The organism is Mesorhizobium sp. M7A.F.Ca.CA.002.09.1.1 (assembly GCF_003998555.1).
GTDB lineage: Bacteria > Pseudomonadota > Alphaproteobacteria > Rhizobiales > Rhizobiaceae > Mesorhizobium > Mesorhizobium ciceri.
In genome coordinates, this window is record NZ_RZRR01000287.1 from 1 (window position 1) to 5,871 (window position 5,871).

Consider the following 5,871-nt stretch of genomic DNA (forward strand, 5'->3'; position numbering starts at 1 on the left):
GCGTGCTGGTCAACTGGCTGGCGGCGACGCTGCTGGCCTTTACCATCTTTTTCTACGCCGTCGTCTACACGATGTGGCTGAAGCGCTGGACGCCGCAGAACATCGTCATCGGCGGGGCCGCCGGTGCCATTCCGCCCGTGATCGGCTGGGCCGCGGTGACCGGGACGGTCAGCCTCGAAAGCGTTGTCTTGTTCCTGATCATCTTCCTTTGGACGCCGCCGCATTTCTGGGCGCTGGCGCTTTTCAAATCCGAGGACTACGCCAAGGCCGGTATTCCGATGATGCCCAACGTCGCCGGCCACGCTTCGACGCGCCGCCAGATCTTCGCCTATGCGCTGGTGCTGGCCCCGGTAGGCGTGCTGCCGTGGCTGCTCGGCTACACCACGCCCTTCTATGGCGTGGCCGCCCTGCTGCTCGGGGTCGGTTTTGCCTGGTACGCGTGGAAAGTGCTTGGCATGGCCGACGATGACCGCGTCATGAAACCGGCCAAGGCCCTGTTCGCCTATTCGCTGCTTTATCTCTTCGCCATCTTCGCTGCCTATCTGGCCGACAGCGTTGTCGAACGCGCGCTTGCCATGGGTGGAGCATGACCATGATCGAGGAAAAGCTCGAGACCGTCACGTTGACCGAGCGTCAGAAGAAGGCGCAGCGCAGCCGTTCTATCGCCATCGGCGTGGCGCTGGCGCTGCTGGTGGTCATTTTCTACATCGCGACGATCGTGAAGTTCGGCCACAATCTGGGCACGATGTGATGAGCGTCGAGAAGTCCAGGAAAGCGGCGGGCAAGAACAGCAACGTCATCGTCGCGGCTGTCTGCCTCGCCTTCTTCACCGGCATGATCGGCATGGCCTATGCCGCGGTGCCGCTCTACAAGATGTTTTGCCAGGCGACCGGCTATGGCGGCACGACGCAACGTGCCGAGAAGCAGTATGCCGGCCGCGTGCTCGACCGCGAGATCACCGTCCGCTTCGATGCCAACGTCGCCGGCGTGCCATGGGAGTTTCAGCCGGTCCAGCGCTCGATGACGATGAAGATCGGCGAGACCGTGCAGGCGCACTACCAGGCGACCAACAAGTTCGATCGTTCGGTGACCGGCCGCGCCACCTTCAACGTGCAGCCTGAACTGGCGGGCCCCTATTTCAACAAGGTCGAGTGCTTCTGCTTCACCGACACGACGCTGAAGCCCGGCGAGACGCTGGACATGCCGGTCCTGTTCTACGTGGACCCCGACATCGTCAATGTGCCGGAGCTCAAGGACGTGAAGACGATCACGCTGTCCTACACGATGTTCCCGGTCGAGAAGACCAAGCCGGTCGCCTCCTCGGCGCCGACCGATGGCAACAGCAAGACAATTTCGAATACCGAAGCAAATCTCGGGGGTTGATATGGCAGACGCGCACGCAAAACCACAGCATGACTATCATCTCGTCGACCCGAGCCCATGGCCTTTCCTAGGCTCGGTAGGGGCGCTGGTCATGGCCTTTGGCGGTGTCGCCCTGATGGAATATCTGAAGGGCGGGTCGTTCCCGATCTTCGGCTTCAACATCGCCAATCCGTGGCTGTTCTTCATCGGCCTCGTGATCGTCCTCTACACCATGTTCGCCTGGTGGTCGGACACGATCAAGGAAGCGCATGAGGGTCATCATACGCGGGTCGTGTCGCTGCACCTGCGCTATGGCATGATCATGTTCATCGCCTCGGAGGTGATGTTCTTCGTTGCCTGGTTCTGGGCCTATTTCGATGCCAGCCTTTTTGCCGGTGAGGCACAGAACTACGCGCGCGCCACATTTACTGGTGGCGTCTGGCCGCCGAAGGGCATGGAGGTTCTCGATCCCTTCCATTTGCCGCTCTACAACACCGTCATCCTGCTGCTGTCGGGCACCACGGTGACCTGGGCGCACCATTCGCTTCTTCACGGCGACCGCAAGGGGCTGATCAACGGCCTGGTGCTGACCGTTGGCCTCGGCATGCTGTTCACCATGGTGCAGGCCTACGAGTACATGCACGCTCCGTTCGCTTTCAAGGATTCCATCTATGGCGCCACCTTCTTCATGGCGACCGGCTTCCACGGGTTCCACGTCATCATCGGCACCATCTTCCTGTTGGTCTGCCTGATCCGGGCGATGAAGGGTGATTTCACCCCCAAGCAGCATTTCGGCTTCGAGGCGGCCGCCTGGTACTGGCACTTCGTCGACGTGGTCTGGCTGTTCCTGTTCGCCTCGATCTACGTCTGGGGATCGGTCGGCGCGGTGATCGAGGGCCACTGATCCAGGCCTGAGGGATTTTCATTTCTGGAGGCGGCCGCGGCAACGTGGCCGCCTTCTTCTTTTTGGCGCAATGATCGCTGATCGATAGCCAATGCGACTGACAATCTTCCGGGCTATTTGCGCATTGATGATCGGGGCACTCCCGGCCTTTGCCGGCGAGAAGGTGGACCTGGTGCGTGTTCACAAGGCCGAACGCCGGCTGGAACTGATCGGCGACGGCAAGGTCCTGCGAAACTACGGCATCGCGCTCGGCGGCGATCCCGTCGGGCACAAGCACCAGGAGGGCGATCAGCGCACGCCCGAGGGGAACTATGTCCTCGACTGGCGCAACCCGAACAGCATCGCGCACAAATCGATCCATATTTCGTACCCCAATGCCGACGATGAGGCCGCCGCCAAGGCGCGCAATGTCGGCGCGGGCGGCATGATCATGATCCACGGCCAACCGAATGGTTATGGCTGGTGGGGCTGGCTGCTTCAATTGGTCGACTGGACCGACGGCTGCATTGCGGTTACGGACTCCGACATGGACGAAATCTGGGCGCTGGTGGCCGATGGCACACCGATCGAAATCGAGCGGTAAGCAATGAGCGACGACGCTCCCATGAGTGAAGACAGGGCGATCTGGCCGCCGATCGATCCGATCTCGGCCGGCCTGCATGGCCGCTGCCCGCGCTGCGGCGAGGGGCGGTTGTTCTCCGGCTTCCTCACTGTCGGCAAGCGCTGCGTCAATTGCGGCCTCGATTATTCCTACGCCGATGCCGGCGACGGGCCGGCGGTGTTCGTCATCCTGATCATAGGCTTCCTTATCGTCGGCCTGGCGCTCTGGGTTGAAGTCACGCTTAGCCCGCCGCTCTGGCTGCATCTGCTGGTCTGGATTCCGCTGGCTGTCGTGCTGTGCCTGGCGGCGCTGAGGCTGATCAAAGGCGTGCTGCTGACGCTGCAATACCGCAACAAGGCGGCCGAAGGCCGGTTGGATCGCGGCGAATGAGCGAGGCAACCGTTAAAGCCGATGGCCGATCGCGGCCTAGGACGGCATTGCTGCTCGGCCTTGGCCTTGTGCTGTTCCTGATCCTGCTGGCGCTCGGCACCTGGCAGGTGCAGCGCCTTTATTGGAAGGAAGGCCTTCTGCAGACCATCGACCAGCGCACTCATTCAGCGCCGCGGCCGCTGGCCGAGGTCGAGAAAGAATTCGCAGCCACCGGGGACGTCGATTATACGCCCGTCGCCGTCACCGGGACGTTCCTGCATCAAGGCGAACGGCATTTTTACGCGACCTGGGAGGGTGATGCCGGCTTCAATGTCTACACGCCGCTGGCGCTCGACGACGGCCGCTTCGTCCTGATCAATCGCGGCTTCGTGCCTTACGATCTGAAGGACGCCGCCAAGCGCGCCAAGGGACAGGTGACCGGCAGAGTGACGGTCACGGGGCTCGCTCGCAACCCCCTGCCAGCAAAGCCGTCGATGATGCTGCCCGACAACGATGTGGCGAAGAACATCTTCTACTGGAAGGACCGCGACGTCATGGCGGCGAGCGCGGGCCTGCCGGCTGGGTTCACGCTGGTGCCGATCTTCATCGACGCAGACAAGACGCCAAATCCAGGCGGATTGCCGGTTGGCGGCGTCACCATCATCGACCTGCCGAACAGCCATCTGCAATATGCCGTCACCTGGTACGGGCTTGCCGCCACGCTCGCCGCCGTGCTCATCCTGCGGCTTCGCCGCCCCGCGAAAGAGGAATGAATGCGAGCGACGCCCCCTTTCTACCGATGCCCTTGACAGGGCAGGGGTGCGCACCTCATTTCGGCTTTGATCAACCGGCCCGGATTTAATGCTTCAGACAACCACCAAACCACCTCTGACGATCCGGCTCTGCCAGCCGCGCGGTTTTTGCGCCGGTGTCGACCGTGCCATCCAGATCGTCGTGCTGGCGCTGAAGAAATATGGCGCGCCGGTCTACGTCCGCCATGAAATCGTGCACAACCGCTACGTCGTCGAGGGGCTGCAAAGCCTTGGCGCCGTCTTCATCGAGGAACTCTCCGAGATCCCGGCCGAACATCGGCAGTCGCCCGTCGTGTTCTCGGCGCATGGCGTGCCGAAATCGGTGCCGGCGGATGCGAAGGCGCGCAATCTCTTCTATCTCGATGCCACCTGCCCGCTGGTGTCGAAGGTCCACAAGCAGGCGATGCGCCATCAGCGGCTCGGCCGTCATGTGCTGTTGATTGGTCACGCCGGACATCCCGAGGTGATCGGCACCATGGGCCAGCTCCCGGACGGAGCGGTGACCCTGATCGAAACCGAAGCCGATGCCGCAAAGCTCTCGCCCACCGATCCGCAGGCGCTAGGCTTCGTTACCCAGACCACATTGTCGGTCGAGGACACCGCCGGCATCATCCGCGCCTTGCAGGATCGCTTTCCGGCGCTGCAGGCGCCAGCGGCGGAATCGATCTGCTATGCCACCACCAACCGCCAGGAAGCCGTCAAGGACACCGCGCCGGGCGCCGATCTCTATCTGATCGTCGGCGCGCCGAATTCCTCCAATTCGCGACGACTTGTCGAAGTGGCGGAGCGTGCAGGCGCCACCATGTCGCTTCTCGTGCAGCGCGCCGCCGAGATTCCGTGGAATGACATCGGCAACATTTCGACGCTCGGCCTGTCGGCCGGCGCGTCGGCGCCCGAAATCATCGTCGACGAGATCATCGACGCGTTCCGGCAGCGCTTCGATGTCACGATCGATCTGGCCATCACGGCCACGGAAACGGAGGATTTTCCGGTCATGCGGGTACTGCGCGATGTCGAACTGACGCGGGCCGACATGGCCTTCGTCAATGGAGCCGCGTAAGGCACATGGCGGTCTACACTGACGTCGCGGAAGGCGAACTCGGCGCATTCCTGAAGCACTATCCGGTCGGCGATCTCCTGTCCTACAAGGGCATCGCCGAAGGCACCGAGAACTCGAACTTCCTGCTGCACACCTCGAGCGGCTCCTACATCCTGACGCTCTATGAGAAGCGCGTCGAGAGGGCGGATCTGCCGTTTTTCCTTGGGCTGATGGGCCATCTCGCCTACAAGGGCGTGTCCTGCCCGCTGCCGGTGACCGCCCATGACGGCAGCGTCATCGGCACGCTCGCCGGCCGGCCGGCGGTCATCATCACCTTCCTGGAAGGGCTTTCGTTGCGGCGGCCCACAGCCACGCATTGTGCCGAGGTCGGCAAGGCGTTGGCGCAATTGCATCTGGCCGGCGCCGATTTTTCGATGACACGTCCGAATGCCCTGGCCATCGACGGCTGGCGCAAGCTCTGGGACGCAGCGCGCGACCGGGCCGACGAGGTCGAGCCGGGCCTGGCGGCCGAGGTTGATGCCGACTTTGCCGATTTTGAGCGCAACTGGCCCAAAGACCTGCCGCAAGGCATCATTCATGCCGATCTTTTCCCGGACAACGTTTTCTTCCTCGGCGAAAAGCTCTCCGGCCTGATCGACTTCTATTTCGCCTGCGACGACCTCTATGCCTACGATGTCGCCACCTGCCTCAACGCCTGGTGCTTCGAGAAGGATTTTTCCTTCAACCTGACCAAGGGCAAGGCGCTGCTCGCCGGCTACAAGAG

At 62.5% G+C, this 5,871-nt stretch carries 9 protein-coding genes; all 9 read left to right on the forward strand.

Annotated elements, in window-relative coordinates; all coding sequences use genetic code 11:
• Positions 1 to 590, forward strand: a 590-nt coding sequence (locus tag EN994_RS14590; protein ID WP_164745922.1) for a protoheme IX farnesyltransferase, incomplete at its 5' end; no start/stop codon positions are given.
• 2 nt (positions 591 to 592) lie between these two features.
• The gene (locus EN994_RS14595) at positions 593 to 751 is read left to right on the forward strand and encodes a hypothetical protein (RefSeq protein ID WP_013532777.1); all 159 of its coding nucleotides are present in this window, start codon (positions 593 to 595) and stop codon (positions 749 to 751) included.
• The gene (locus EN994_RS14600) at positions 751 to 1,383 is read left to right on the forward strand and encodes a cytochrome c oxidase assembly protein (RefSeq protein ID WP_027164147.1); all 633 of its coding nucleotides are present in this window, start codon (positions 751 to 753) and stop codon (positions 1,381 to 1,383) included. The genes EN994_RS14595 and EN994_RS14600 overlap by 1 nt, the downstream gene beginning before the upstream one ends.
• Position 1,384: 1 nt before the next feature.
• The gene (locus tag EN994_RS14605; protein WP_024503615.1) at positions 1,385 to 2,266 is read left to right on the forward strand and encodes a cytochrome c oxidase subunit 3; all 882 of its coding nucleotides are present in this window, start codon (positions 1,385 to 1,387) and stop codon (positions 2,264 to 2,266) included.
• 91 nt (positions 2,267 to 2,357) lie between these two features.
• Positions 2,358 to 2,849 (forward strand): L,D-transpeptidase family protein, encoded by a 492-nt coding sequence (locus EN994_RS14610; RefSeq protein ID WP_063167681.1) that lies wholly within the window; start codon positions 2,358 to 2,360, stop codon positions 2,847 to 2,849.
• Between the two features lie 21 nt (positions 2,850 to 2,870).
• The gene (locus tag EN994_RS14615) at positions 2,871 to 3,257 is read left to right on the forward strand and encodes a DUF983 domain-containing protein (protein ID WP_024503617.1); all 387 of its coding nucleotides are present in this window, start codon (positions 2,871 to 2,873) and stop codon (positions 3,255 to 3,257) included.
• Entirely contained in the window at positions 3,254 to 4,009 is a 756-nt protein-coding gene (locus EN994_RS14620) for an SURF1 family protein (RefSeq protein WP_063167682.1), read from the forward strand. The genes EN994_RS14615 and EN994_RS14620 overlap by 4 nt, the downstream gene beginning before the upstream one ends.
• A gap of 88 nt (positions 4,010 to 4,097) precedes the next feature.
• Entirely contained in the window at positions 4,098 to 5,108 is a 1,011-nt protein-coding gene (gene ispH / locus EN994_RS14625; RefSeq protein WP_063167683.1) for a 4-hydroxy-3-methylbut-2-enyl diphosphate reductase, read from the forward strand.
• Between the two features lie 5 nt (positions 5,109 to 5,113).
• Positions 5,114 to 5,871, forward strand: a 758-nt coding sequence (locus EN994_RS14630; RefSeq protein ID WP_127307614.1) for a homoserine kinase, incomplete at its 3' end; no start/stop codon positions are given.